This window comes from Ruegeria sp. AE4, assembly GCF_056542185.1.
Genome location: NZ_JBQFZK010000006.1, coordinates 116695 through 138692, shown reverse-complemented (window position 1 = coordinate 138692; position 21998 = coordinate 116695). Strand labels below are relative to the sequence as shown.

Here is a 21998-nt window from a genome sequence, read left to right as displayed (position 1 = left end):
TGCACTGACAAAATCCAGAATTTCTGCAACCAATAGTCAATTCACTGAACGGGAACGGATTTCAGGTAAGCTGCAATGGCCAATCGGTCTTCATCGCTTAGTTTCGTGGTGTTCTCGATGACTTCGACCATTTCGCCACCAGCGCTGTCATAATCCGGTGTGAAACCGGATTTCAGATATTCAGCGATGTCAGCCTCGGACCAGTCAAGCTGGGCGGTGGTCAAACCGGGGATGCGCCCCTTTCCATTCGGATTTGGCGCTCCGGTCAGCCATAGACCCCGCTTCAACCCTCCCAGTCCGTTTCGTGGTGTATGGCATTCTGCGCAGTGCCCCAAAGCTTCCACCAAATACCGGCCTCGGATTTGCTGGTCGGTCAGATCACCTTCAACCACCCAGCCCGAGTCTGAAAACAGAAGTTTCCACAACCCCAGCCCGCGCCGGATATTGAAAGGGAACCCAATGTCATGCGGGATATTTGCCGCGTCAGACGCAGGCAGGGTGTTCAAAAACGCATGAAGCGCCGCAACATCCTCGACCGTCATCTTGGCATAAGACGTATAGGGGAAGGCCGGGTAATAATGCTGTCCCTTGGGGCCTGTTCCGTGTTTAAGGGCATTGGCCAGATCCAGCGCGGACCATGTTCCAATTCCGGCGTCCGGATCACTGGAGATGTTTGGAGCTACAAACGTACCAAAATCCGTTTCGAACCGCCGCCCGCCGGAAAGAATAAGCTTTCCTTCCTCGCTGGCATCCGGGGCCGAGTGGCATGAGGCGCATCCTGCTGAATAGAAGACAGACGCCCCTCTGGTCACGTCGGGGGTCAGACCGGCCAACCGGGCTGGATCAACCCTTTGCGGCCGGGTCAACAGCAAACCGGCCAACCCGACCATAAGCATGACCAGAACGGCGAAAAGTAGAATGCGCCGCACTGATCAATTCTCCTTTAATTTTCCGGTGCTCTGTAAGCTTTGTGACAGGCAGAGCAGGTTCCGCCAAGCTGACCCATCGCCCCTTTCAGGGCTTCAACATCCTGACCTGCCGCAGCCTGCATCGCAACAGCGGCGTCGGCCAGTGCCTGCCCTTTGGCCCCAACATCTGCGAAGTTTTCCCAAATTGCAGGCAAGGCACGGGTAGACGGGTCTGACACATTATCCGATCCGGCTGGCCACATCGCAGACTGGTCGATCTGCGACACGACAACAATATTATTTGCGGCCCGTGTAGCCGCTTCGGCATCATATTCTGCCTCTCCCTTGGCCATGGCGCCCAGCGTTCCAAGGTTGAAAGCGTAAAGCTGCATAATCGAAGTCCGCGCTTTTACAGCCGGGTTTTCGCTATCCTGAGCAATTGCAGTTCCAACTACGGCCAAGGACAAAAGACCTGCCGCAAAGATCGAAGACTTCTTCATCATGGTGTGGCTCCCTGTTTAATGTGCCATATGATAGCTTGAACGATTTTTCTTGTAATTGTTTGTTATTCGGCCTCACTTGTTCATTTATGAACAACGACAATTGGGACGATATTCGATATGCCCTAGCCGTCAGCAAACACGGCTCGTTGAATGCGGCGGCGACAGCCCTGGGCGTTGCACATGCAACCGTCCTGCGCAGAGTTGCCGCCTTCGAACACCGATATGGCTGTGTTGTTTTTCGGAAAGACCCGTCAGGGTATACGGTTCTTCCCGAAGCCAGAAAAATTCTGTCCGCAATGGAAAGCGTTGAAGAGGCCGTGCTTTCGGTCGAACGCGCCGTTGTGGGCGCAAATCGTTCGCCTACGGGTCATGTGCGTATCGCGTCCACGGACAGCCTTTGCCAGTTTATCCTGCCACAGATACTAAACTCAATTTCCGCCCTCTATCCCAGCCTCGAACTGACGATCCTCAGCGGTAACAGCCACCATGATCTGACCAGGTTAACTGCGGATATCGTTGTCCGCCCTTCGGTTCAACTAGGTGAAGGGTTGACCGGAGAGCGCGCAGGAACGTTGCGCTTCGGGGTTTATAGTGACGGTACCCATAACCAAAGATGGATGCGGCTTGATGGGGCCCTCAGCCGTTCACTCCCGGCCAAATGGTTGGCTGAACATGTTCGTGCCGATGACATGACAAACGGAGCAGACAGTTTTCTGGTGCTTCAGCAGATGGTTGCATCCGGTGTGGGGAGAGCTTTTTTACCTGCGTTTATAGGCGACGCTGATCCCCGGCTTCATAGGTTGAACGACATTGATCCCCGAATCGAGGTTCCACTTTGGGTCGCAACGCTAGAGGAAATCGCACACACGCCAAGATTTGCGGTCGTGCAACGGGCACTGGTTGAACACCTGCCGCATGCACTGGCTGGGTGACGTCACAACTAAAGTGAATTGGTGGGTCATTTGGCGTTGAAATCTCCGGCAAGTCGTGGCGGGTGCCCTGCACCTGCAACAAGACGTCCTGCGCCGCGATGCTCAGGTTTTCACCGCCGCTCCAGATAGTCCTTACTGAACCTGTTTCGCCAAGACGTGTCAAAGGTACTTTGGGAAGGGCCAGATATGCGACACCTTGCTGCGAACGTTCCAACGCAAGTGGTGAAAAGCCCCAGAGAGAATGTGCCGCCCGTGCCATTCATCATTTACAAATATAAACATTCATCTTATTGATTTTGTATGAGCAGAGACCCAAATTTCTCCCGGCGGAACTTCCTGTCCCAAGGCGCATGTCTGGCGGCGCTCTGCCTGCGACCCAGCTTTGCGGTTGCGGAAATGACACTTGGCCAATCGGCAAGGATATCAACTTTGGCAGATGGGTATCTGTCATTGCCGCCCGAAATGGTCTTTGGGGCAATGCCCGAGGCAGAGCTGACAGAACTTCTGAACCGCTATCAGGCAGATCTGACCAGTTACGAGCCCGAGTGCAACATCGTGCTCTACCGCGATGACCAGAATACCATACTGTTCGACGTCGGGGCCGGGCCAGACTTCATGCAAACCGCTGGCAAACTTCCGGAAACTCTGGACGCCGTCGGGTTGTCTCCGGATGAGGTCACGCAGGTGATCTTCACCCATGCTCATCCGGATCACATCTGGGGTGTGCTGGACGACTTCGGAGATCCCCTCTTTCCCAATGCCAGATATCATCTTGGCCGCAAGGAATGGGACTATTGGTGGAACCCTGCAACCGTTGACACGATAGGAGCCGACCGCACGGCATTCGCGGTGGGCGCAAAGCGGCGCATGGAAGCCATCGAAGACATGGTTGCGTTCTTTGATGACGGGCAGGAAATCCTTCCCGGTATCGCAGCACGCGCTAGTTTCGGGCACACGCCCGGACACATGGCCTTCGAAATTCGCAAAGGCGGTGATGCGGTGATGGTCGTGGGCGATGCGCTCGGCAATCCACACGTCGCGTTCGAGCGTCCAGACTGGCTGAGCGGTACAGATCAGGACCCTGACGGCGCGGCAAGTACCCGGAAATCGCTGCTGGATCAGATTTCTCATGCCCAAATGAAGATTATTGGTTTCCATTTGCCAAATGGCGGAATTGGCCGTGTCGAAAAGGCTGGTTCGACCTATCGATTTATTGGAGAGCCTGCATGATGCGCGCTTTGTTGATTGCCTGTACCCTGGCCACGCAAACCTGGGCCAGTGAGGATATTGCAGACCAGTACCCGCAGAGCGTTCTTTACTCGAAACCTGTCGAATTTATTCCCGGCGTCTTTTCCGCCATCGGTGCAACCGCACCCCCGACTTATGAGAATTCGGGCCACAACAATAACCTCAGCTTTATCGTAACCGGAGAGGGCGTTGTTGTCATCAACGGTGGCGCGGCCTATGTGCTTGCCGAAGCGCTTCATAAGGAGATTCAAGCGCTCACGGATCAGCCCGTGATGCTTGTCTTCAACGAAAACGGTCAGGGGCACGCTATGCTGGGGAACGCCTACTGGTCGGAACTTGGGGTGCCCATCGTCGCTCATTCAGATGCTGCGGCTGAATTCGAAGAATATGGGCCTCAAATCCTTGAAGGGATGCAGGCATATAACAAGGACAAGGCAAAAGGAACGTTTTTGGCCGGTCCGACAGAAACGTTTGACGATGAATACGTTGTCGAACTCGGCGATTTTCGCATCGAGGCCAAACATCTTGGACCTGCGCACAGCCCCGGCGACATTTCGATCTGGTTGCCCAATCAAAGCCTTGTCATCGCCGGTGACATGGCATTTCACGAACGTATGCTGCCGATCTTTCAGGACACCTACACTGCAGATTGGCTTGAGACCTGGGACAACGAATTCGAGGCACTGGAAGCCAGATATGTGATCCCCGGGCACGGTCATCCTACGAACATGGATCAGGTGCGCCGGTTTACACGCGACTATCTGATCTACCTGCGCGCAAAGATCCAGGAACATATGGATGCTGGCGGGGATCTGGCCGAGGCCTATTACGTCGACCAAAGCCCTTATGCCCATTTGGACACGTTCGAAGAACTGGCCACGAAAAACGCGGGTCGGGTCTACGAACAGATGGAATTCGAATAAGTCAGGACCGCCGAAGAACGGGCATTCGCATCATCATCCGATGGGTGGCGACGGCCCCGACCCACATCGAGAAGACGGCAAGCCACGCAGTCAGCGACAAGGCCGATCCCCCGGACAATCCGGCACCAACGGCGCAGCCACCTGCCAACATTGCACCAAAGCCCATCAAGACGGCCCCGACAAGGTAACGCTCCATCGGAGTATCCGGGCCGAACTGTTCGATCTTCCACTCGCCGGACAGAACGGCAGAAACAGCGGCGCCAATTGCAACGCCCGGAACCAGACCAATGCCAAAGGACAGCGCAATGTTCCGTTCGGCCACCAGCGCCATCAATGTATCCGTTGCCGGGCCGGTGAACGTGACCGAAGACACCGGCACGACTTCGAAGGAGGCTTGTGCAATCGCAAATGTCATCAACCAGCCAAGCGCCACGGCGACACCAACTCCGGCGGCCGTGACAATCTTTGTCACTGTCACCTGCTGGCGCACTGCAAACACGACGGCCAGAACAAAGGTCCCTGCGGCAAAGACTGTGTACGCGATGGGCGAAAACCCAAGTAGTGCCGAAAGGTCGCGCGCATTGCCACCTGCGATCGTCCAAATACCGGAGAGCGTCTCGCGCGCGGGGCTGAGCACACCCGTGTAAGCCGCTTGCGCGACCAACGTCAGAACCAACCCTGTCACCATTGCCCGCAGGTTGCCGCATGAGGCCAGCACCAACAGGCGCGACGCGCATCCGCGCGCCAAAATCATTCCGGCGCCAAACATCAGACCGCCGATCACCGCCCCACTCAGGCTGCCTGTTGACGCAATTGAACGCGCCCCGGACAAATCCAGCCATTCAATCGAGACGAACCCCTGTACCAGCATCAACGCCGACGTGAATGCGATCAGCCAGACGGCCAGACGGGGCCCAAGTTCGCCCTCGGCGACTTCAACAGTAGATGCCCGCAAACAGAAATGAGATTTCTGAGCGGTAACCCCGAACAGGATGCCAACAAGCAAACCGGCGACAGCCAATGTGCCCGAATCTCCCAGCAGATCGATGAGGCGTTCCATAGACAAAAACTCTCACCTCTTTACGTGTCCGTCTTTGCCTTCCGTCAAGTTCTCACTGTGCGGCCATCGGTTTGCGCGCAAGCTGGCACTGTGTCCACAACGCACCCAATGCCTCGACCAACAGGGTTACATCTTCTGACGAATGTACAGGTGAAGGCGTAATCCGTAGACGTTCGGTGCCTTTTGGGACAGTGGGATAGTTTATCGGCTGGATATAAATCCCGTAGTCGCGCATCAAGACATCTGAGATAAAGCGGCACTTAACCGGATCGCCGACCATGACCGGGATTATGTGGCTTGGGTTGGGTGTGTGCGGTATGCCCAAAGCGTCCAGCCTGCCTCGAACCTCGCATACGCGTTGTTGATGCAGACACCTCTCCTCATTGCTTTGTTTGAGGTGCCGTACGGACGCTGCGGCACCAGCGGCGACGGCCGGGGGCAATGCGGTGGTAAAGATAAATCCGCTGGCAAAAGAACGGACAAAGTCGACAAGTTCCTTTGACGCCGCGATGTATCCACCAACCACGCCGAACGCTTTGCCCAACGTGCCTTCGATGACCGTCAGGCGATCCATCAACCCTTCGCGTTCGGCGATGCCACCACCACGCGGCCCATACAGCCCTACTGCATGAACCTCGTCCAGATAGGTCATCGCGCCGTACCGATCCGCCAGATCGCAGATTTCGGCGATTGGTGCTATATCGCCATCCATCGAGTACACACTTTCAAACGCGATCAGTTTTGGCGAGTTGGACGGCAGGTTCATGAGATGTCGTTCAAGGTCCTTCAAATCGTTATGCTTCCAGACCCGCTTTGCGCAACGACTGTGGCGGATACCCTCGATCATCGACGCGTGGTTCAATTCGTCGGACAGAACCGTGATACCGGGAATTCGAGAGGCCAGAGTTCCCAAAGCAGCCCAATTTGAAACATACCCGGACGTGAATAGCAGCGCTGCTTCCTTGCCATGCAGATCTGCAAGCTCGCGCTCAAGCAGAACATGCTCATGCGCGGTCCCCGAAATATTCCGGGTCCCGCCAGCCCCTGCGCCGCAGCTATCAATCGCCCGGTGCATGGCTGCCAGAACCTTTGGATGCTGACCCATTCCCAGATAGTCGTTCGAGCACCAGACAGTGACTTTCTCAGGTCCGTTTTCTGCATGGTTGTGTGCAGTTGGAAAGGCGCCGCAATGGCGCTCAAGCTCAGCGAAGACCCGGTAGTTTCCTTCGTTCTGCAATTGCTTCAGCTGGTCACGAAAATACTGTTGGTAGTTCATTTCAGTTTCCAACGGCTTCTTCTACAATACCGGCCAACAGGGCTTCGACTTTCTCCATCGGTCCGTCAGGATAGCTTCGGTAACCCACTTTGACACCGCCTTCGTCCTCGGCCACGAAGATCCCGTAGGGGCAATAGCCGATATTCATCGGGTCGGCCTCCATCATCTCGCGCGAGAGCTTTGCAGAACAGAAGATAAATATTTCAGCGGCTGTGAAAATCTGCTTGTCGCTGCCGACATCCGCCCCTGTCCGGTTCAGCATGTCACCAACATGGCTCACATAATCGATAACCAGCCCCTGCCCAACAATTGCTGATTCAACGGCAAAGGTTGCATCATCAAAGCTCCCGTCAAAGGGAACGGCAATGACCTCCTCAGCAATAACCGGGTTTGCCAATACAACTGAAAGTGCGGCTGATGCGATAAAGTGTTTCATGATGATGTTCCTCCTCCTGAACCACATTTCTTCAGATTTCACCGCCAAGGCTTTGACACCGGTCAAAGCCTTGGCGTTTCTTAGCCGAACATGTCCGATGTGATGCCGGCATACCAACCCAGCGACTCTTGGTAGGTTGCTTTTCTCAGGTCGGAATCCTCGCCGGTCTGGCTAATAAAGCCGTCCACCTTGGCAATTTTTTCAGACGTCGCCTCATAAGTCGCACCGACCTTGACCCCGTCATCCGTATCAATGAGAGACCAGCACGTGTTCGAAAACTTGGCCGGGAAGATCTTTGATCCGGTCAATGCGCCACGAACCGCATTGGCACAGACTTTCGCCTGGCTGTTGGCCGAAAAACCGGATTTCGGCATGTCGCCTTGCTGGCTGGCATCACCAAGAACATAGATGTCAGGGTCAGCTTTCGATGACATGTCCACCGCGTTCACCGGTGCCCAGGTGCCATCGGTTACACCGGCCATTTCCGCAATGCGCCCGGCTTTCATGGCCGGGATCACGTTGCAGACGTCGACCTTGGTTTCTTCACCGTCGATGGTCACCGTCATGGCATCCGGATTGACCGATACATTGCCGCCGCCAAAATCCTCTCCGATCCAGTCGATCATGCCTTCGTAATGGTCGGCCCAACCTTCCTGGAACAAAGACATCTTGGAGAATTTGGCCTTCGGATCAGCAATGATGATTTTCGCTGTCGGATTGTTCGCCTTCAGCACATGCGCAACCATCGAAACCCGCTCATAAGGTCCGGGCGGGCAACGGTACGGGTTCGGAGGTGCGACCATCGCAAAGGTTCCACCCTCGGGCATCGCCATAACCTGCGCCTTCAACAGCTCGGTTTGAGAGCCCGCCTTATACGCATGCGGCATCTTGTTCTGTGCAGTTACATCCCACCCCTCGACCGCGCCATCGACAAAGTCGATACCCGGGCTCAGGATCAATTTGTCATAAGGAATAGATCCGCCACCCGCCAATGAGACAGTTTTGGCGTCGCGGTCGACACCCACGGCCCAATCGTGAACCACGTTGATACCGTATTTTGCGGCAAGCGTGCCATAGCTGTGCGCAATGTCCGAAAGCTCTTGAAACCCGCCCAGATACAGGTTCGAGAAAAAACAGGTGTAATATGTTTTGGACGGCTCGATCAGAATGACATCAATCTCACCCTTGCTGTCTTTGGCGATATAGCGCGCCGCGGTTGCGCCGCCTGCCCCGCCCCCGATCACCACGACACGGGGCTTGCCCTGCGCCAGCACCATCGGGGCCGACAGCCCGGCAGCAAGTACCCCTGCGGTTCCCAGAAATGTCCGTCTGTCGAGTGTCATCGCGTTTCCTCCCCTTAGGCATTGTCACTGTGGGTTGTTGAAGTAAGCGGCCAATGCCGCGATCTCATCACTGCTCAGGCGGCCCGCGATCATCTGCATGACGGGATGGGGCCGCTGCTTGTCCTTGTAGGCGTGCATGGCGACAACAAAATCCTGGTCGGGCCAGTAAACGATCGAAGGAATCCCATCATCGCCACCCTCTATCTGGTGGCACGTCGTGCATTCGCTGCTCAGGTATTCGCCATATTCGGGATCGCCCTGAATCGCGAGGATTTCGGGGTTGACGGAATGGTCCGTTCCCTTTGCCGTTGGGTCGGCTTCGGGGATGTCTTGCGGGTTGTCGGAAAACACACGCAAATAGGCAATTACATTGGCCCGGTCTTCCGGGTTCTCGAGCCCGCGAAAGCTCATTCTGGTGCCGGATGCGAATGCGCGGGGGTTTTCAATGTAAGCCGACAATGTGTCGGCATGCCATTCCAGACCCGAGGTACCCGCACGGATCAGGCTTTTGGAATAGGTGAACTCCTCAAGCCCGGCAGCCCGGCGGCCAAAAATACCATTCAGGTGCGGACCGATCCTGTTTTCAGCGCCCGCGCCGACCTGATGACATCCTTCGCATTGGGCAAACACAAGTTTGCCAGCTGCTGCATCGCCAAGGTCCTCAGTCGCGGCGGCAGCGGTTGCCAGGATACTCGCAGCAAACATGACACCTGTTGCCCACCGCCGCCACATGATCAGCTTCCGAACGACTTAAGGTAAACAATGACAGCGTCGATATCATCCTGTTTCTTGAGGCCGGCAAAGGACATACGTGTCCCCTTCATATAGGCTTTGGGTTTGGCCAGAAATGCAGCCATTTCTTCATCTGTCCAAACCAACCCATCCTCGGCAGCAGCTTTCATCGCCTGAGAGTACTTAAAGCCTTCGGCACCAGCCGCATTGGCACCGGCAACACCGTTCAGTGCCGGACCGGTGCGATGCTTGGCGCCGTCCCCGACCTGATGGCAGGACTTGCACTTCTTGAAAACTTTTTCGCCACTTTCGATCATCACGGGATCAAGTGCCGCTATGTCCTCAGCAGGTTCATCGACTTCGACGGATGCTTCTTCGGAAACAGCCGCCTGGTCCGGACTGTCAGCCCCGGCTTCGTCAGGCGTTACATCCAGAACGGCGGCGCGCTTGGTGATTTCCACGCCTTCTTTGCAATCCGTCATGCATGGCTCATCCGTCCAGAAATGCGCCTCGGCCGTTTCGCGGTCATCCACGATGAAACCCCCGGCATTCGGCATTTCCACTTCAAGGAAATTTTCGTGCGAAAGCGTGAACTCATCATCAACGATGTCATTGGAATACAGTATATAGGCGACAATCGCGTAAACGTCGTCAGGCTCCAGCGTTTGTGCGTCTCCAAACGGCATCGAACGGTTCACATAGTCCCATACCGTCGAAAGGTGCGGCCAGTAAGAGCCCACTGTTTTCAGCGGGTCTTTATCTGCAAGCGTGCCCTCGCCGCCCGCCAGTTTCGGCCAGTTGTCCACACCTTCAGCAAAATCGCCATGACAGATCGCGCACCGTTCGGCAAAGACCTCTTCGCCGGTGAACACGTCGCCGGAACCTTCGGGCAATCCGGTTCCGTCAGGTGCAATGTCGTGGTCCCACGCCGCGATTTCTTCGGGCAACGCAGGGCGCCCAAGTCCAAGCTTGTCTGCATGGGCTGGAACCGCCACGCATAACCCAAGGGCCGAGGCGGCCAATAGCTTACGATACTTCGACATTTTCCGCCTCTCCGTTTTCCTTGATCCACCAGGTCTGGATACAATTGTTGTGGTAGATTGAGTTCTCGCCCCGCACGTCCCGCAGCTGAGCTTTGCTGGGTTGGACGTAACCGGTCGAATCCTTCGCGCGGGCCTGTAACAACATCTCTGAACCGTCCCAGTTATAGTCCAGATAAAACCGGGTCAGCGCCTTGTCTGTCCCGGAGGCCGCCAGACGTGCCGGAACCCAGTTCTTGCCACCATCCACCGACACGTCGACGCCGGTAATTGAGCCCCGCCCGGACCAGGCCAACCCGGTGATCACCAACGGCCCCGGCCCATGCGTGATCGGCGCTTGCGGGCTGGGCGATGTGACGACCGATTTGGCGTCCATGACCCATGTCCACTTGCGTGATGTTCCGTCTTCGAGAGTATCCGTATACTTGGATGTCTCTTCGCGGCTTTCGATAGCCATCTCGGTGACCTCGACCCGGCGCAACCACTTGACCCACATGTTGCCTTCCCAGCCGGGAACGACAAGACGAACGGGATATCCGTGCTCCTTGCGCAAAGCCTCACCATTGGCCTTGAACGCAACAAGTACGTCATCCATTGCCTTTTCCAGTGGGATCGAGCGACCATTCGAGGAAGCATCGGCGCCTTCTACGTAAACCCATTTGCCTTCGGGCTTTACCCCGGCCTCTTCCAGCAGAGTGCGCAGCGGAACACCGGAATATTCCATGTTGTGGATCATTCCGTGCGTGAACTGCGCGCCGTTGAGCTGCGCACCGGCCCATTCCATACCCGTATTGGCAGCGCATTCGCAGAAATAGATACGGTTTTCACGCGGGAAACGTTCCAGGTCTTCATATGTGAAAATCAGCGGAGTTTCGACCAGACCGTTGATCATCAGACGGTAGTCCGCCTTGCTCAGTTCGATCGCACCCGAATGGTGCCGCTCGAATGCGCATCCCTGCGGGGTGATCGTGCCGTCCAGCGCGTGGATCGGCGTGAAATTGATCGAACTGATTGTGTCTGCGGTCAACCACTCGACGTTGCGCCGTACGACATCACTCTCGAATTGGATTGGCAGGCCGTAGGGGGTTGCATCTACACCTTCGCCCGTTGCCTGTGCCCATTCCTGAACCTGAGTGATCAGCGGGTCAGGGCCTGCGGCGCGCGCCGCTGAGGCACCGACCGCACCTACGCCAACCGCGGCAGCACCGCTTAGAAACTGGCGACGCGATGGGGCTTTTGCCCTTGGATTCTCGCTCATTTTGTTTGCCTCCGTCATTCGATCAGCAAATCTTGTATTCAATGTTTGACATTCGGTTCGCGCTGTCAGGCTCCGATCACCTCGACCGATGTATTCGGCTCGACGGTGACGGTGCCCTGATTACGAATGTGGTTTTCGACGACATCCCAGATGGGCGGGCCTTCGGTGCCCTCGTTGACGCTGGCCCAACCGGCCACAACATAGGATTTCTCCGGATCAATCGCCTCACCCGTCTTGAGCAGGGTCATGTCGCTGATCCGCTGCCCTTGCGGTTTGGTAACATCGATACGGTACCCAAGGCCGCCGACACGCACCATGTCGCCACCCTGCTGGTAATAGGGATCGGGGTTGAACAGGTTGTCGCCAACATCCTCGAGGATCACGTGAATGAATTCACCCGTCATTTCCGTACGATACGCATTCGGATAGGACATCGAAGTGACGTTCCAGATATCCTCACGCGTGATCTCCTGACCGGGCAGGATCGACGGACCCCAGCGCACACCCGGCGACATGGCAATGTCTGCCTCGCGCTCGCTGATCAGTGCATCGCAGATCAGATCGTCCCACGTGCCATTGAAGTTTCCGCGCCGATAAAGCAGCGAGTCCGTCTTGCCGATCACTTCGCTTAGTGCCGCATCATATGGTGCACGCTGTTCGTTGATCAGGGCCGTGAGTGCCGGATCAGGTGCGATGACGTCTGAAAAGATCGGGATCAGCTTGTGCTTCAGCCCCATCATCTGGCCATCCCGCACGTCCAGATCAACGCGGCTGACGAATTTGCCGTTCGAGCCGGACGCGATAATATGCGTCTTTTCGACCAGAACCGGTTCAGGCAAAGCGTCATGGGTGTGACCGCTCAGGATTACGTCAATCCCTTGAACACGGCTCGCCATTTTTTTGTCCACGTCAAAGCCGTTATGGCTGAGGACGACGACCACATCGGCACCTGCGTCGCGCACCTCGTCCACCATGGCCTGCATGTTCTCATCCCGGATCCCGAACGAGTACTCCGGGAACATCCAACTGGGGTTGGCAATTGGCATATAGGGGAAAGCCTGTCCGATGACGGCAACCTTGGCCCCGCCGCGTTCGAAGAACTTGTAGGGCTTGAAAAGCTCCGCAGGTTCATCCCATTCCGCGTCAAAGATATTCTGACCCAGCGCCGCAAAAGGCAAACCCTCAACGATCTTGTTGACCCGCTCGCTGCCCAACGTGAACTCCCAATGGAATGTCATCGCATCGGGCTTGAGTGCATTCATCACGTTGACCATGTCCTGACCCGCTGTCTGATAGCAGGTATACGAGCCATGCCAGGTGTCGCCCCCATCCAGCAACAACGCATCTGGCCGGTCGGCACGGATGGCGTTGATAACGGTCGAGACCCGGTCAAGCCCTCCGACGCGGCCATAGGTCTTCGCCAATGCAGCAAAGTCATTGTAAGTCAGCGCATAGGCGGACGGGCTGCCATCTTCGATCCCGTAAGCCTTGCGAAATGCGGCCCCCGTCACATGCGGCATTTGCCCGCGCGCGTCTCCGATGCCCAGGTTGACCTCGGGCTCGCGGAAGTAAATCGGTTTGAGCTGCGCGTGGATATCCGTGATATGAATCAGGCTGATATTTCCGAAGGTCTCAAATTCCAGCAACTGGTCCTGTGTCAGGCTTTGCTGGGCTGCCAGCCTTGCCCAGTTCCCGAAACCGGATGCCCCGTACAGCGCTGAGGCCGCCATGGAGACCTGTAGAAAATCACGTCGCGATATCATCTGTTGGCTTTCCTATTTCACATATAAATGTGTGAATGTGGCAGAAATGAAAAACCCGCGCCCGGAAATCCCGGCGCGGGTTCTTTGTTACTGACGCACGGCTGGCGTTTCGACCGAAAGGCCGTTGCCGCGCGATGCTACATAAAGCTCCAGCGCTCGGAATTCGTCCGAACCTTCAGCAAAGGTTTCAGCGCGTGTATCACGAATACAGCCGCGGAAGCGGTTGTGACGCGAGATCAGCTTGGCCTGCTTCAGACGATAAGTCGGGAAACCGTTGATCATCCCCTGGCTCAGATGGTCGGCCCGGATCATGTTGCCCCAATTGTCTTCGTGACAGTTGGCGCAGCTCAACTCCAGCTGACCATATCGGGTGTAGTACATTTCCTTGCCTTGCTCCCAATATGGGGCAGCATCGCCGTCAATGGCGACATTCATGGGCAGCCCTCGTGACTGAAAGGCAATCAGCGCGACCATGCCCTGCATATCGGCACCAGACCATTTCCACGCATCTGCTTCCATGCGTTCCGTACGGCACTTGTTGATCAGATCTTCCATCACAACCAGCTTGCCGGTTTCCGCATCGACCTTCGGCATGGACGCTTGCAGCCCTTTGAAGCTTTCCACATCATCGTGGCACGAAGAGCAACTTTTGCCAGCCGCGCCATCGACAGCCTCATAAAGATCAGCGGCCTGGTCGACAAAGATCATAGCCGGGTTGTCGAAATCGTCGATCTGCAACGCCTGCGTTTCATCGGTCCTGAAATGCCACCCCGAGTAGATCGTATCGAAGTTCTCGACATGGGCCGGGGCCTCGGTCACCGAAACCATTTCCAGTTCTTCGTTGATCACCAGCTTGTCTTCGTCAGGTCCAGCTGCCACTGAAACCGGGAAAGCCAGAACTGCCGCGATCGCCGTGAGTGCTTTTTTATTCATTGCGTTCCTCCCTTGGGTGATCAGCGCAGGTTTTTACCACCGGCGCTGATCTGCCGTTACGGTCGAGCCGTCAGGCGATCTCGATCGGTTTTTTTGTGTCGTAAACGGACCCGTCATCGTCATACCAGGTGAAAACGAATTCCCCGGCTTCAGGCACGGTTGCATCGAACTGAAAATACGGGTTTGTCGAAATCGCCGGCTCCATCGTCACGTCTATCACCAGTTCTCCGTTAAATTCGCAGGTGAACCGATTGATGATCGAACGCGGAATGACGTTGCCTTCCTTATCCTTACGCTGGCCACTTTCCATATTGTGGCTGATCAGCGTTTTGATCGTGATTGCTTCGCCAGCAGCGGCTGTTTTTGGAACCTTGACGCGGGGTTTTACACCGGATGCCATTGGTTGTTCTCCTGTTCTTCAGGGCGCGTGGCGATCAGCCGCCGCAGCCGCCAATTGTCACTTTTACGGTTGCCGAAGCTTTGGCAAAGCTACCATCAGCCATTTTGGCCACAGCAATGACATCTTGCGTTCCTGCAAGACGAATGCGGGTCGAAGCCGCCTGCGCAGCAGCCAGCGGGCCAAAGTTGAACGTGGCAACGCCGGGCTCGGGGTTTCCGGCCGCTACGATCAGGATCGCAGCCGCACCCGGCGCGCTGACTTCGATCGGAACGGTGTTTCCGTTCTCGGCAATTTCCGGCGCCGTCAGTGTCACACCGCCGTCGGCCATGTCTGCACCGCCAGTAAACGCGGCTATCGCGTCTTCCGCAGCCGCATTTGCGCGGAACGGCATCAGGGTCAGGACCGCAGCGCCCAGACCAAGAGCCAGAGTCTCGCGACGAGAAAATTCCATTTTCAATCTCCTTTGGATCCTCACGAATTCACGCCTGAAAGCGTGATTATTGTTCTTTAAGGGTTGCGAGGAACGCGACGACGTCCTCGATTTCCTGTGCAGTCAGGATTGACGTCAAAGGCCCTGACGGGGCTTTGCCCGTATAGGCGTCGCCCGGGCGGATATAGCCGTCATCCTTGTAGAAAGCCGGCATGACCGTTCCGTCAAACGTCATCTTGGCATTTGCGACCAGTCCTCGAAGCTCCGCCTCGGACCACCGATCCCCGGCCCCATCCAGCAGAGGACCGACTTCGCCATGGAACGGAATATCCGCCAAAGCCGTGACCTGATGACAGGCCACACAGTTGCCCTTGGATTTCTCGCCCACGATGACCGCACCGTTTGCCGCATCGCCGGCGACGCCGGTCAATGAAGCCTCGATCGCACCATAATCGTCGAACTGTACGTCTTTTGGTCCTGTTTCTGCCGCGATGGCGGCACTGCCTGTTATGATACAAGCCAAAGTCAAGTGTCTCAGCTTCATGATCCCTCCCATTTGCTACCGCGCCGATGGCGCTTTGCGACCCAAAGCCTCTGTGTACCGTAGTCGACGGGCAGGGTTCATCGCAACATTAAATTCATCTTAATGAATTTTTTTATTTATATTGCAACACGTCAATCTTGCGAAACATTGTTTCTCTCTTGAATGCGGCGCGCGTGATACCGTTGAAAATCTTCCCCGTTATCAAGCTCGTACCGTTTTTCATTGACCCAGGTAAAAAGATCGAGGGTCGTTCCCTTCGAGAACGCCCCGGGCATGACCGCAACGGCCGCTTCGATTGCTGTGGCATCCTCTGACACGTCCTCCGGTAAGAAAACCAATGTAGGGGTGAACAGAATCCCCCATTTGCGCATCAGTGATCTTTGCTCGGCTTCTTCTCCGTCAAAATCGGTGGCCATCGTACTTCCGTGTAGGTCCAGCTGAACGACAAAGAAGTTTTCTTCGATATACGCAGACAGGTCGGGTTGCGGGAAAACCTCTTCATGCATCTTTTTGCAGTAGATGCAGCCCTGTTGTTCAATGAACAGAACCAGCCGCTTGCCTTCCCCCCTCGCTTCTTCAAGGTCTTCACGAAGGTCTTTGAACGTGTCTCGCATCCACGGCGTTTTATGCAGACCGTCATCCCCCAGTTCAGCTGCGTAAACCGCCCCAGCAAACAGCCCTGCAATCAAGAACAATACTATCCGTTTCATGGTGTTCTCCCGAATTAGCCAATGGCCGCCAGCCAAGGCATGTGATCCAGCATCCATTGTGCGATTAGATTTATGGAATTTGTCGCGATCAGGATGCCAAAAAGAATCAGCAAGACACCCATCGCCTTTTCAATCATTCCCAGATGTTTCCGGAAACGTGCCATCCATTGCATGAAGGGCCGAACCAGAAAGGCTGCCAGAACAAACGGCGCTGTCATGCCAACCCCATAGACGAACAAAAGCACGGCACCGCGCCAAGCGGTCTCGGTTCCAGCCGCCGTGAACAGGATCGCCGCCAAAACCGGCCCGACGCAAGGCGTCCAGCCAAAGGCAAAAGCCAGCCCCAGAACATATGCCCCGATCACGCTTACATTTGTCGTCTCGCCGATGTCTGCGCGAAACTGCCGATACAGGAAGCCGATACGGAAAAGACCCAGAAAATGCAGGCCCATCGCGATGATGATGAGCGCAGCGATCCATCGCAGAATGTCGAAATAAGCACGAACCAGCTGACCGAAGATCGACGCCGTGGCGCCAAGCGCCATGAAGACCGTGATGATCCCGGCGGCAAAAGCTATCGCTGACAGGGTCGCCCGGCGGCGAACATCCGGGGTGATCGTCGAACCGGCCGAAATCTGCTCCATCCCGACGCCCGCCAGATAGCTGAGGTAGAACGGGACAATGGGCAGAATGCAGGGGGACAGGAAAGACAAAAGCCCCGCGATCAAAGCCCCTGCAAACGTGATGTCGAGCATGGTCAAATCCGTCCAGACAGGTTACTATTCACACATTCAAAATAGTAAAGATGTGTCACCTAGGTCAATCGGAGCTTTTGATGCGTCACGTGTTGCAGACATTATTCGTAGTCACACTGCTGGCCTGGCCTGCTGCGTCGCGGGCCGAAATGGTATTGCTGATGGCCGAAGAAGACGGGTGCATGTGGTGCGCCCGCTGGGACGCCGAAATATCCGGGATCTACCCGCTGACAGCCGAAGGTAAAGCTGCCCCATTGCAACGAACGGATATCCACGCAACCACGCCCGAAGGGATTACCCTGGATCGGCCCCTTTTCTATACGCCGACCTTTGTATTGCTGGAGGACGGTCAAGAAATCGGCCGGATCGAAGGTTATCCTGGCGAAGACTTTTTCTGGGGGCTATTGGGTGTTTTACTACGCGACGCCGGAGTTAAGATCGAGAGCTCTGGTTAAATCCTCGGGATTTACATATACTGTTTTGAATACGTGAAGCCACGAAAGCGAGATGATCGTGTTGGACAAACCGTCGAAACTGCCCGTGTTCACCAAGGACATGTGCAACGAGGACTTGGACAGGATGATGGATAACGCCCAGACGGCGTCCAATTTCCTCAAGGCAATCAGCCATGAGGGGCGGCTGATGATTCTGTGCTATTTGTCATCTGGAGAAAAATCCGTCACGCAGATGGAGGAAATGCTGTCGGCCAGGCAGGCTGCCGTTTCCCAACAATTGTCCCGCTTGCGCTTTGAGGGGCTGGTCAAGACACGGCGCGAAGGCAAAACGATCTATTACAGATTGGCGGACGACCGGTCGACTCAGATCCTGGAAGTCGTCTACAATCTTTTCTGTCGGGACAAGTAGAAGCCCGAAATAAACACCGCCAGCTTTGGGAGGAGACTGGCCATGTTCGAACTTCTGGGAGACGCCAATACAGTTGCGCTGATCGGTCTGGTCGGCGGCATTGTACTTGGGCTTGCCGCGCGCATTGGGCGGTTCTGCACCTTGGGTGCAATAGAAGATTATCTTTATGCAAATGACGACCGGCGCCTGCGTATGTGGGCCGTCGCGATTGGTGTTGCGATCGTCGGCAGCCATTTGGGCATGGCGTTAGGGTGGATTGATCCACTCAGCACGACCTATATTGCGCAGACGTGGAATCCGATCGGAACGGTCATTGGCGGATTGATGTTCGGATATGGCATGGCCATCAGCGGAAACTGTGGCTATGGCGCGCTCTCGCGCCTTGGCGGCGGTGACCTGCGGTCATTCGTCATTGTCCTGATCGTGGGCCTTTCCGCGTATGTGGTCATGTCCGGCCCTCTGGCCTATGTCAGGATCTGGCTTTTTCCCGAAGCCATGGATCTCGGTAATCCACAAAGCGTCAGCTTCCTAGCCGAACGGCTGACGTCAATACCGGCATGGGTTACAGGAACGCTTGTCGGCTCTGCCATAGTAGTATTTGCCCTGACAAATGATCGATTTCGCAAATCACCTGCGCAGGTTTTATGGGGTGCGGCGGTCGGATTGGCAGTCGTTTCAGGCTGGCTTGGCACCAATTGGGTGGCCACACACGGGTTTGAAGGTGAGACCTTGCAAACACACACGTTTGCCGCGCCTTTGGGTGATACCGTGTTCTATCTCATGACCGCCTCAGGCAACACGCTCTCGTTTGCGGTCGGTTCGGTTTCAGGGGTTTTGATTGGTGCTTTCCTCGGGTCATGGTCAAAAGGTCATTTCCGCTGGGAAGCCTGCGAAGATCCACGTGAGCTTAAGCGGCAGATGCTGGGGGCGGCAATAATGGGGCCCGGAGCAATAATTGCGGTTGGATGCAGTGTCGGACAAGGCATCTCCGCTTTTTCTCTGCTGGCCTATAGCGCGCCCATAACCTTTGCGGCGATCTTTGCCGGAGCGGCCCTTGGCCTGCGACAGCTTGTATCAGGATTGTCTTTCATTCCAGAACGTTAAGCCCCGCTATAAGCTGCGGTTTCTTCGAACAGGCCCTGCGCAGGTTTTCGGGGCATTCATCAAGCCCCGAAAACCTGCAACAGACCTTTCGATCAGCCATTGGCCATGATGGAATCCAGCGTGTCATGTTCCGCTACAAAATGGTCTGGTGCGACTTCTTGCAGCTTTGGAACATAATCACTGTGACCGTTGACCAGCCGACTGGGCAAGAAACGCAACGCGGCTTTGGGATCCAGCGGCGATGGCAGCTCACCCGGCAGTTTGAGGCGCTGCCGCGTCCGCTCTACATCCGGGTCCGGTATCGGCACGGCCGAAATCAGCGATTGAGTATAAGGGTGGATCGGTTCCGAGCAGATCACCTCACCGTCACCCATTTCCACAATTCGCCCGAGATACAGAACCATGATCCGGTTCGATACCGCACGCACAACCGACAAGTCATGGCTGATGAAGATCATCGACAGGCCAAATTCCTGCTGAAGTTCCTTTAGCAGCTCGACAATCTGCGCCTGAATGGAAACGTCGAGAGCTGAAACCGCCTCGTCGCAGATAATCAGCCTGGGCTTGTTGATCATCGCCCGCGCAATGCCGACGCGCTGGTTCTGCCCTCCGGACAGCTCGTGCGGGTAACGGTTGATCATGTTCGCTTGCAGCCCGACCCGCTCCATCATCGCGGCGACCATCTGTTTGCGTTCCCGGTCCGTAAGATCGGGGCGGTAGGTTTTCAGCGGTTCAGCAATCGACGCTGAAATGGTCATGCGTGGATCAAGACTGGCCAGAGGGTCTTGGAACACGATCTGCAAGTCCTTGCGGTACTTGTTCAACTCGGACCGCTTCAAGCCGACGATCGGATGGCCCAACCAACTGACGCCCCCCGCGCTGGGTTCGATCAGTTGCAAGACCGCGCGCGCCAGTGTCGATTTTCCGCAACCGGATTCGCCCACGACACCCAGAGTTTCGCCCTTGCGAATATCAAAACTGACACCATCGACAGCCTTCAGCGGAACCTTGCGCCCGAACAACCCGCCAGAGACATGAATGGGGAAATGAACTTTGACGTCATCGACCTTGAGAAGGGGTTCTTCGGCCTTTTCCAAAGCGCGCGGCGCGTCGCCGGCATCAATCCGGGGCATCGCCTCCAGCAAGGCCCGCGTGTATTCGTGTTGCGGATTTCGGAACAGCCCGCGTGTTTCACCGTCTTCGACGAATTCGCCCATCCGCATGACCTGAACCCGGTCGCACATGCGCGCAACGACGCCCATGTCATGTGTGATCAGTGCAATTGCAGTGCCTTCATCCTTTTGCAGATGAACCATCAGATCAAGGATGTCTGCCTGAACCGTAACATCCAGCGCCGTCGTCGGCTCGTCCGCAATAAGCAGTTTGGGACTGCACAGCATCGACATCGCAATCATCACACGCTGTCGCATTCCACCGGATAATTCGTGCGGGAACTGGTCCAGACGGCGGCCCGCTTCGGGAATGCGCACCCTGTCCAACCACTCCAGACAGCGCGCGCGCGCGGCTGACCCCTTCAGGCCCTCGTGGACCTGCAGCACTTCACGCATCTGTTGCCCAATCTTCAGATGTGGCGTTAATGCAGTCAGAGGATCCTGAAAGATCATGCCGACATCGTCGCCGCGAATCTGGTTCAGCTTGTTCACTGGCAGGTTCAAAATCTCCTGACCGTTCAGCTTGGCTGACCCGCTGGCATGTCCGGCAGGGGGCAGCAAACCCATTGCCGCCATGAAGGTCTGGCTTTTGCCGGATCCACTTTCACCGACGATACCAAGGCATTCGCCCGGATTGATATCAAAACTGATGTCTTTGACCGCCTCAACGACACCATCGGGGGTGTCAAATCGGACGCTCAGGTTCTTTACGGAAAACAGACTCATATCAGCGGTCCTTCGGGTCCAAAGCGTCACGCAAACCATCGCCGATGAAGAACATCGTGATGATAATGGCGACATAGAATGTCAGCGGGAACATCAATTGCCACAGCGTTCCATAGCCCATGGTTCCCGCCCCTTCTGCGATCAGCCTCCCCAGCGACGTGTAGGGTTCGGAAATCCCCAGGCCCAGAAAGGAGATGAAACTTTCGGTCAGGATCATCTCGGGCACCAGAAGCGAGGCATAGACGATCACAACACCCAGCAGATTGGGCAAAATATGACGATACATGATCGTAAATTCACTGACGCCCGCGGCGCGAGCAGCCTCGATGAATTCGCGGTTCTTCAGGGCAAGCGTCTGTCCGCGAACGATACGTGACATGGTCAGCCATCCAACCGCGCCCAGTGCGATGAAAAGCGTGAAGAAGGATCGCCCGGCAACAACCAGCAGAAGAATGATGATCAGAGTTGTCGGGATAGCCAAAAGGATGTCGACAAAACGCATCATCGCGCCATCCGTCCGCCCGCCAAAATACCCGGCAGTAATGCCGTAACACGTACCAACGATCAAAGCGGTCGCCGCCCCGATCAACCCCACAAGCAGGGACGTCGTGGTTGCCTGAATGACGCGGCTGTACAAATCGCGCCCCAGATCATCAACACCGAAATAGTGACCCGTTTCCATAGACGGCATTCCCATGCCCCGGACATCGCCCATGACATTCCAGTCGATCTCTTCATTGCTCCAGACGGCAAAATACGGGCCAATGATCGTGAACAGCACGATAAGCAGCAAAATGAACACGCTGGCCATTGCCGCTTTGTTTCGTACAAAGCGCATTCGCGCATCCTGCCAGAGCGAACGCCCCTGAACGGCTGTATAATCGGTGATTTCTTCGGCCAGATGCGCGGCTTTTTGTGATTTTCCTAGCATATCCAGC

24 protein-coding genes are annotated in these 21998 nt (G+C 55.9%); 6 read left to right on the top strand and 18 right to left on the bottom strand.

The genetic code is table 11. From position 1 onward, the window contains the following. Positions 1-41: 41 nt before the first annotated feature. Positions 42-929 carry a c-type cytochrome gene (locus ACR0EK_RS10730; RefSeq protein WP_480899688.1) on the bottom strand — a complete coding sequence of 296 codons (888 nt, stop codon included), beginning with the start codon at positions 927-929 and terminating at the stop codon, positions 42-44. Positions 930-943: 14 nt separating this feature from the next. Further along, positions 944-1411, bottom strand: a complete 468-nt coding sequence (locus tag ACR0EK_RS10725; RefSeq protein WP_209597499.1) for a c-type cytochrome — start codon at positions 1409-1411, stop codon at positions 944-946. An 86-nt stretch (positions 1412-1497) separates the two neighbouring features. Between ACR0EK_RS10725 and ACR0EK_RS10720 the strand changes: the two genes are divergently transcribed. From ACR0EK_RS10720 to ACR0EK_RS10710, 3 genes are all read left to right on the top strand, one after another. Then, positions 1498-2343 carry a LysR family transcriptional regulator gene (locus ACR0EK_RS10720; protein ID WP_480899690.1) on the top strand — a complete coding sequence of 282 codons (846 nt, stop codon included), beginning with the start codon at positions 1498-1500 and terminating at the stop codon, positions 2341-2343. Between the two features lie 300 nt (positions 2344-2643). Continuing rightward, on the top strand, positions 2644-3573 hold the full coding sequence (locus ACR0EK_RS10715; RefSeq protein ID WP_480899693.1) for an MBL fold metallo-hydrolase: 930 nt from the start codon (positions 2644-2646) through the stop codon (positions 3571-3573). Beyond that, positions 3570-4514: an MBL fold metallo-hydrolase gene (locus ACR0EK_RS10710; protein ID WP_480899694.1), complete on the top strand. Its 945-nt coding sequence runs from the start codon at positions 3570-3572 to the stop codon at positions 4512-4514. Before ACR0EK_RS10715 ends, ACR0EK_RS10710 begins: the two co-directional genes overlap by 4 nt. Position 4515: 1 nt before the next feature. Here the strand turns inward: ACR0EK_RS10710 and ACR0EK_RS10705 are convergent, their stop codons facing one another. The 14 genes from ACR0EK_RS10705 to ACR0EK_RS10640 all read right to left on the bottom strand — a co-directional run bounded on the left by ACR0EK_RS10705 (position 4516) and on the right by ACR0EK_RS10640 (position 17194). Further along, positions 4516-5574 carry a YeeE/YedE family protein gene (locus ACR0EK_RS10705; protein WP_480899695.1) on the bottom strand — a complete coding sequence of 353 codons (1059 nt, stop codon included), beginning with the start codon at positions 5572-5574 and terminating at the stop codon, positions 4516-4518. A 52-nt stretch (positions 5575-5626) separates the two neighbouring features. Further along, positions 5627-6850 carry a 5-aminolevulinate synthase gene (gene hemA, locus ACR0EK_RS10700; protein WP_480899697.1) on the bottom strand — a complete coding sequence of 408 codons (1224 nt, stop codon included), beginning with the start codon at positions 6848-6850 and terminating at the stop codon, positions 5627-5629. 1 nt (position 6851) lies between these two features. Further along, complete coding sequence (locus ACR0EK_RS10695) at positions 6852-7286, bottom strand: DUF302 domain-containing protein (RefSeq protein ID WP_480488033.1); 435 nt, start codon at positions 7284-7286, stop codon at positions 6852-6854. Positions 7287-7366: 80 nt separating this feature from the next. Beyond that, entirely contained in the window at positions 7367-8629 is a 1263-nt protein-coding gene (locus ACR0EK_RS10690) for an FCSD flavin-binding domain-containing protein (RefSeq protein ID WP_480483431.1), read from the bottom strand. 24 nt (positions 8630-8653) lie between these two features. Beyond that, positions 8654-9334 (bottom strand): c-type cytochrome, encoded by a 681-nt coding sequence (locus tag ACR0EK_RS10685; RefSeq protein ID WP_480483433.1) that lies wholly within the window; start codon positions 9332-9334, stop codon positions 8654-8656. Positions 9335-9363: 29 nt separating this feature from the next. After that, a complete protein-coding gene (locus tag ACR0EK_RS10680; protein ID WP_480773813.1) occupies positions 9364-10404 on the bottom strand; it encodes a c-type cytochrome in 1041 nt (346 codons plus the stop codon). Continuing rightward, positions 10388-11659: a sulfite dehydrogenase gene (soxC, locus tag ACR0EK_RS10675; RefSeq protein ID WP_480773814.1), complete on the bottom strand. Its 1272-nt coding sequence runs from the start codon at positions 11657-11659 to the stop codon at positions 10388-10390. The genes ACR0EK_RS10680 and soxC overlap by 17 nt, the downstream gene beginning before the upstream one ends. Before the next feature lie 65 nt (positions 11660-11724). Beyond that, on the bottom strand, positions 11725-13422 hold the full coding sequence (soxB, locus tag ACR0EK_RS10670; RefSeq protein WP_480967799.1) for a thiosulfohydrolase SoxB: 1698 nt from the start codon (positions 13420-13422) through the stop codon (positions 11725-11727). 87 nt (positions 13423-13509) lie between these two features. Continuing rightward, on the bottom strand, positions 13510-14355 hold the full coding sequence (soxA, locus tag ACR0EK_RS10665; RefSeq protein ID WP_209507504.1) for a sulfur oxidation c-type cytochrome SoxA: 846 nt from the start codon (positions 14353-14355) through the stop codon (positions 13510-13512). 70 nt (positions 14356-14425) lie between these two features. Beyond that, on the bottom strand, positions 14426-14755 hold the full coding sequence (gene soxZ, locus ACR0EK_RS10660; protein WP_209507503.1) for a thiosulfate oxidation carrier complex protein SoxZ: 330 nt from the start codon (positions 14753-14755) through the stop codon (positions 14426-14428). A gap of 34 nt (positions 14756-14789) precedes the next feature. Next, positions 14790-15206 carry a thiosulfate oxidation carrier protein SoxY gene (soxY, locus tag ACR0EK_RS10655; RefSeq protein ID WP_209507502.1) on the bottom strand — a complete coding sequence of 139 codons (417 nt, stop codon included), beginning with the start codon at positions 15204-15206 and terminating at the stop codon, positions 14790-14792. 46 nt (positions 15207-15252) lie between these two features. Then, positions 15253-15729: a sulfur oxidation c-type cytochrome SoxX gene (gene soxX / locus ACR0EK_RS10650; RefSeq protein ID WP_209507501.1), complete on the bottom strand. Its 477-nt coding sequence runs from the start codon at positions 15727-15729 to the stop codon at positions 15253-15255. A 131-nt stretch (positions 15730-15860) separates the two neighbouring features. Beyond that, positions 15861-16439: a thioredoxin family protein gene (locus tag ACR0EK_RS10645; protein WP_480478083.1), complete on the bottom strand. Its 579-nt coding sequence runs from the start codon at positions 16437-16439 to the stop codon at positions 15861-15863. Between the two features lie 14 nt (positions 16440-16453). Then, positions 16454-17194, bottom strand: a complete 741-nt coding sequence (locus ACR0EK_RS10640; protein WP_267366182.1) for a cytochrome c biogenesis CcdA family protein — start codon at positions 17192-17194, stop codon at positions 16454-16456. An 80-nt stretch (positions 17195-17274) separates the two neighbouring features. Between ACR0EK_RS10640 and ACR0EK_RS10635 the strand changes: the two genes are divergently transcribed. Genes ACR0EK_RS10635 through ACR0EK_RS10625 form a run of 3 tightly spaced genes read left to right on the top strand, consistent with a single transcriptional unit; the run spans position 17275 to position 19162 of the window. Beyond that, positions 17275-17649 carry a thioredoxin domain-containing protein gene (locus ACR0EK_RS10635; RefSeq protein ID WP_209507498.1) on the top strand — a complete coding sequence of 125 codons (375 nt, stop codon included), beginning with the start codon at positions 17275-17277 and terminating at the stop codon, positions 17647-17649. A 52-nt stretch (positions 17650-17701) separates the two neighbouring features. Next, the gene (locus tag ACR0EK_RS10630) at positions 17702-18058 is read left to right on the top strand and encodes a metalloregulator ArsR/SmtB family transcription factor (RefSeq protein WP_480483447.1); all 357 of its coding nucleotides are present in this window, start codon (positions 17702-17704) and stop codon (positions 18056-18058) included. A 42-nt stretch (positions 18059-18100) separates the two neighbouring features. Continuing rightward, a complete protein-coding gene (locus tag ACR0EK_RS10625) occupies positions 18101-19162 on the top strand; it encodes a YeeE/YedE family protein (protein WP_480899703.1) in 1062 nt (353 codons plus the stop codon). A 92-nt stretch (positions 19163-19254) separates the two neighbouring features. Here the strand turns inward: ACR0EK_RS10625 and ACR0EK_RS10620 are convergent, their stop codons facing one another. Beyond that, complete coding sequence (locus tag ACR0EK_RS10620) at positions 19255-21060, bottom strand: ABC transporter ATP-binding protein (protein ID WP_480488019.1); 1806 nt, start codon at positions 21058-21060, stop codon at positions 19255-19257. A gap of 1 nt (position 21061) precedes the next feature. After that, complete coding sequence (locus tag ACR0EK_RS10615) at positions 21062-21991, bottom strand: ABC transporter permease subunit (protein WP_209507494.1); 930 nt, start codon at positions 21989-21991, stop codon at positions 21062-21064. Between the last annotated feature and the right edge of the window lie 7 nt (positions 21992-21998).

Coding starts and splice junctions, on each gene's coding strand:
- ACR0EK_RS10715 (WP_480899693.1), top strand. CDS start 2,644: ATGAGCAGAGACCCAAATTTCTCCCGGCGGAACTTCCTGTCCCAAGGC.
- ACR0EK_RS10615 (WP_209507494.1), bottom strand. CDS start 21,991: ATGCTAGGAAAATCACAAAAAGCCGCGCATCTGGCCGAAGAAATCACC.
- ACR0EK_RS10690 (WP_480483431.1), bottom strand. CDS start 8,629: ATGACACTCGACAGACGGACATTTCTGGGAACCGCAGGGGTACTTGCT.
- ACR0EK_RS10705 (WP_480899695.1), bottom strand. CDS start 5,574: ATGGAACGCCTCATCGATCTGCTGGGAGATTCGGGCACATTGGCTGTC.
- ACR0EK_RS10630 (WP_480483447.1), top strand. CDS start 17,702: ATGATCGTGTTGGACAAACCGTCGAAACTGCCCGTGTTCACCAAGGAC.
- ACR0EK_RS10645 (WP_480478083.1), bottom strand. CDS start 16,439: ATGAAACGGATAGTATTGTTCTTGATTGCAGGGCTGTTTGCTGGGGCG.
- hemA (WP_480899697.1), bottom strand. CDS start 6,850: ATGAACTACCAACAGTATTTTCGTGACCAGCTGAAGCAATTGCAGAAC.
- ACR0EK_RS10680 (WP_480773813.1), bottom strand. CDS start 10,404: ATGTCGAAGTATCGTAAGCTATTGGCCGCCTCGGCCCTTGGGTTATGC.
- ACR0EK_RS10725 (WP_209597499.1), bottom strand. CDS start 1,411: ATGATGAAGAAGTCTTCGATCTTTGCGGCAGGTCTTTTGTCCTTGGCC.
- ACR0EK_RS10640 (WP_267366182.1), bottom strand. CDS start 17,194: ATGCTCGACATCACGTTTGCAGGGGCTTTGATCGCGGGGCTTTTGTCT.
- soxC (WP_480773814.1), bottom strand. CDS start 11,659: ATGAGCGAGAATCCAAGGGCAAAAGCCCCATCGCGTCGCCAGTTTCTA.
- ACR0EK_RS10720 (WP_480899690.1), top strand. CDS start 1,498: ATGAACAACGACAATTGGGACGATATTCGATATGCCCTAGCCGTCAGC.
- ACR0EK_RS10625 (WP_480899703.1), top strand. CDS start 18,101: ATGTTCGAACTTCTGGGAGACGCCAATACAGTTGCGCTGATCGGTCTG.
- soxZ (WP_209507503.1), bottom strand. CDS start 14,755: ATGGCATCCGGTGTAAAACCCCGCGTCAAGGTTCCAAAAACAGCCGCT.
- ACR0EK_RS10685 (WP_480483433.1), bottom strand. CDS start 9,334: ATGTTTGCTGCGAGTATCCTGGCAACCGCTGCCGCCGCGACTGAGGAC.
- ACR0EK_RS10710 (WP_480899694.1), top strand. CDS start 3,570: ATGATGCGCGCTTTGTTGATTGCCTGTACCCTGGCCACGCAAACCTGG.
- soxY (WP_209507502.1), bottom strand. CDS start 15,206: ATGGAATTTTCTCGTCGCGAGACTCTGGCTCTTGGTCTGGGCGCTGCG.
- soxB (WP_480967799.1), bottom strand. CDS start 13,422: ATGATATCGCGACGTGATTTTCTACAGGTCTCCATGGCGGCCTCAGCG.
- soxA (WP_209507504.1), bottom strand. CDS start 14,355: ATGAATAAAAAAGCACTCACGGCGATCGCGGCAGTTCTGGCTTTCCCG.
- ACR0EK_RS10695 (WP_480488033.1), bottom strand. CDS start 7,286: ATGAAACACTTTATCGCATCAGCCGCACTTTCAGTTGTATTGGCAAAC.
- ACR0EK_RS10635 (WP_209507498.1), top strand. CDS start 17,275: ATGCGTCACGTGTTGCAGACATTATTCGTAGTCACACTGCTGGCCTGG.
- soxX (WP_209507501.1), bottom strand. CDS start 15,729: ATGAAGCTGAGACACTTGACTTTGGCTTGTATCATAACAGGCAGTGCC.
- ACR0EK_RS10620 (WP_480488019.1), bottom strand. CDS start 21,060: ATGAGTCTGTTTTCCGTAAAGAACCTGAGCGTCCGATTTGACACCCCC.